This is a genomic window from Butyricimonas hominis (genome assembly GCF_014287455.1).
Lineage (GTDB): Bacteria > Bacteroidota > Bacteroidia > Bacteroidales > Marinifilaceae > Butyricimonas > Butyricimonas muris.
Window position 1 is genome coordinate 1 of sequence record NZ_JACOOH010000023.1, and the last position, 3,748, is coordinate 3,748.

The 3,748-nt window shown below is 37.4% G+C and carries 3 protein-coding genes and 1 pseudogene; 1 reads left to right on the forward strand and 3 read right to left on the reverse strand.

Translation table 11 applies throughout. From position 1 onward, the window contains the following. The 3 genes from H8S64_RS21865 to H8S64_RS21875 all read right to left on the reverse strand — a co-directional run. A partial coding sequence (locus H8S64_RS21865; protein ID WP_222621232.1) for a DUF6088 family protein occupies positions 1-416 on the reverse strand: 416 nt, incomplete at its 3' end. Between the two features lie 935 nt (positions 417-1,351). Continuing rightward, the gene (locus H8S64_RS21870) at positions 1,352-1,762 is read right to left on the reverse strand and encodes a hypothetical protein (RefSeq protein WP_004309979.1); all 411 of its coding nucleotides are present in this window, start codon (positions 1,760-1,762) and stop codon (positions 1,352-1,354) included. Positions 1,763-1,917: 155 nt separating this feature from the next. After that, positions 1,918-2,544: a Crp/Fnr family transcriptional regulator gene (locus H8S64_RS21875; protein WP_004309980.1), complete on the reverse strand. Its 627-nt coding sequence runs from the start codon at positions 2,542-2,544 to the stop codon at positions 1,918-1,920. Between the two features lie 944 nt (positions 2,545-3,488). Between H8S64_RS21875 and H8S64_RS21885 the strand changes: the two are divergent. Next, positions 3,489-3,748, forward strand: a pseudogene (locus tag H8S64_RS21885) (hypothetical protein); the annotation flags it as partial.

Sequence of the window (3,748 nt, forward strand, 5' to 3'; positions counted from 1 at the left end):
TCATCCGGATAGACCATGCAGTAGGCTTTCACGCACTCTATATCCAAGTTCTTGAAACGGAAACGGCGAACCGGGTTAGGAGTGGCTATCGTTATGGTTGTGGCTACCTGTTCGGTCAGCCCCATTTTGTTATAGATGTAAGCCCCCGTGATATAGCCGTTCAGTTTTTCAGTCAGGTAGCGGAACTGTTCATCCTGATAGACAGGCAGCTTTCCCAGCCCCAGCACTGATTTCTTGGGACGGTAGTACGCCCCCTTTTCAACCCGTACCAGTACCCCTTTGCGGCTCTGTTCGGAAAGTAGCACCGCAACATTGGCGGTCTTTTCCGTTTCAAACGACAAATCCCGGAACGTGAATATACGCCCGGTATCTATCCGTTCAATCTGCCCAAGTATCTCTTTTCTGAATGAAGCCATATTTATGTCCTTTGTTTCTATATGCAAAGATAGTATATTATGTAATCACCTGCAAAAACATAACAAAGATTTTGCCGAAGATGTTTTCTTTTTGTCGTGTCACCTGATAATAGGAGAATAACGGAAACTCAATCAAAGGCTTGCCAAACGCTTCACAAATGGCTCACAAGTATAATGCGATTTTTGTAAAATGCTGATTATAAGCCGAAAACAATACTATACAAATGGCTCACAAATGGCTCGTCTAAAGCAAGCGATTAACTTCGGTCTGTACCCGTTTTAAATCTCCAACCAACAGTTGGAGATTTATCGCACCCGGATAATTTCAAGCTCCGCAGGACAAATTCGGGCATCCCTTGCCCCCGTTTTTAGTCGCTATCTGTAGACTGGACTATTATTATACCATTCAATAATCAAATCATTATCGTTATTATGGACATTTAAAGTGAAAAAGATATTCCTATAATGATTAAAGCAATAGATGCAAATATGTATCTATATCTTTTTGTAGAAAACATTGCTCCTATACAAGAGATAGATACAGCAAATTGTATACATTTTAAACTTAACTCTGTAGTCTTAAATATACACATAGACAAAAAAGATAATGCCAAAACAAATAGTATAGCATTCAATATATATTTCAGTTTCATATTCCTTTGATTTACATTGACCTTATTAGCAGTAGCATATAAATTGCTCATCCTAACCCAATAACCAATCCTATACAAAAGAACAAGGTGAATCTCTTTTCCTTGTGTTTCAGCCCATAGACCAGCCCGATAATAGCACATAAAGGAATATTAGATGAATCTGCATTTTTTCCTTTATTTACAAGGTATTTATGACTTTCTTTGCTCAATTTGCAAATCTCACGGTTCTCATTGTTCTGTTGTAGCATACATTTATGCAACTTAATGTTCCCATGATTCAGTTTAATCTATTTTCTCTAATTCAATTGTAGCTACTTTCTCTTTATCTGGACTAATTTCATTCTGTATAATGGTTATATGTTTTTGGGTATAGCTTTTGATAATCCAAGGGGCTCCACCCAAATATAAAGCATTGCTATTAAATGTGATATATTTCCCTTCTATTGTATAAGTAATATCAATTTCATCGTAACCTTCCCAATTTACTTTCCCTTTCCGAGTATCTACAAATTGCATACCGACCCCCATATTTTGTACTGTCCAAGCCTCACAATGCCCTGTTCCACGCCATGAAGTCTGATAAAGTGCTTCGGGGGTTAATTCATTTGTCTGTTCATTATCATCGTCGCAGCTTATAAAGCTGAATGTACAGAGGAATAGCATAAGTATTCCAAGAATTTCTTTTGTTTTCATATTCTTTTTTTTAATCTCTTGTTTAACTCATTCAATCTTTATTTTGTCTCTTCGTTGAACCAACCAAAGATAAGACAAAGATAAAAAGAAGAATTCTTTGGCAGATTAAGATACTCTTGGAATATTGTTATGAATGTAAATTTCTAAACCTATGTTTATTTTTTGTTGTCAAAACTTTGCTTGCGTCTGATTCGGCTCATGTGTATGGGTGTAATTTTAAGGTAGGATGCTATTTCTTTTAGTGATACCATTTGAAGGATTGCAGGGCATTTTTTTAAAAGTTGGAGGTAACGCTCTTCCGGTGTGAATCTGAATAAATCCAAATAACGTGAATATGATTGGAAAAACATCTGTTCGGCTGCGATACGGGCTATCCGTTGGTTTTCATTATTTTCCTTGAATTTTTGCTGTAAGAATGTAGAAGAACAGATGTAAATCTCGCACGGGATTATCGCCTGTATATTCAATTCTGATTTCATGCCATATAAGCAAGTGGGATAATCGGCTATAAATTCATTTGGAAAGGAAAAACCGACATTATACGGCTTGTTTTCTGTCCGGTTGGTGCAACTGTATTTGACTACGCCTGATAAGATAAACCCGAAGAAAGAACAGGCATCACCTTCATGGAGAATAAACTCATTCTTTTTATAATGTCGTAACTCTCCATGTTTCAGACACAACTCCTTGAAGAAGTCTATGTCTATGTTACTCATATATGAATTGAATTCGGCTATCATTTGTATATAAGAGAAATGTATAAAAAATATCTGAATTTCCATGTTTGGAGTTTAGTCTGTTTTTTGTCTATATATCCAAACCGTACTAAACTTTTTTCTGTTGACTGCAAGATATAAGTACTGGCGAAAAGAGTAAGAATAAAAGGTATTTCTTTTTGACAGTATTACTTTTAATAATTTGAGGAGGAAATAATACTCTAAGTAAAGGCTTATTCTACCGTCCGAGAGCTTATTTTGCTCCAGCTTGGGGTTTTCTTTCGTTTTATTTTCTAACATTGCCATTGTTTAGAGGTTTTATCTCGATTTAGGTGCCGTAACCGGGTAATTACACTAAATAGTTGATTTTCTTTTGTTTTTTGCGGATGCAAAGGTACAAAAGAAAATGATATTTCAAAGTGTACTGAATAACAGAAAATGGCAAAAATAGAGAAAAACAGAAAATATTCAAATGACTGATAATAAGAAAGATGAATTATTTTTATTCTATAATCTCCATGTCTTGTATCGGCATTGGCATTGGGTGGTAAAGAAGCAATAGATAACATCCATATTCTAAAAACTATTCCCTACATAGAAATGTCACTCCAATCTATCGGGGATTTGAAACGAGTGCAATAACAGATTACTAACGAAGCGCGATGACGCTTAAACAGTGTTCCCCGCTAATCCATTAAAGGGTTCACATATGGTTCATACTCGAATGATTTTCTTTTGCAAAATATGCAAATTACTTGAGTTTTAGCTATTTCAAAAAACGACCAAAGGGTTCACAAAGGGTTCATCGAAAGAGAGTGAAATCATTCACTCTCTTTTTTTATGCCCTTTTCAATTCTGCAACCAATGGTTGCGGAATTTCATCCCACCCGGACAAATCGGGACACCGCAGGACAAATTCGGACAGCCCTTGCCGCCCGTCCAAATATAGCATATTTAGTCGCTACCTTTGGGCGGGACTATTCCCGTAACCGCTAAAATTTCAATTATTTATGGCAAACAGAATGACCCCGCCCGCAGAGGGGCAGGAAAAAGACGTGCTGCTGGTCTTGGATAAACAGCAGGGAAAGGTGAGTGCCGTTAAGGGTATTGACAAGGAGGGCAATTTGCAGACCGTACCGCCGACACACGGTGGCGAGTTCATGCAGGTGGACAAGAACAGCGATGTGTTCAGCAACTTCATTTCCAACTTCTACCGCAAGTATCAGGACACTTCCGGGCTGGAACTGTTCAGCGTCAAGGCTTCCGAAGC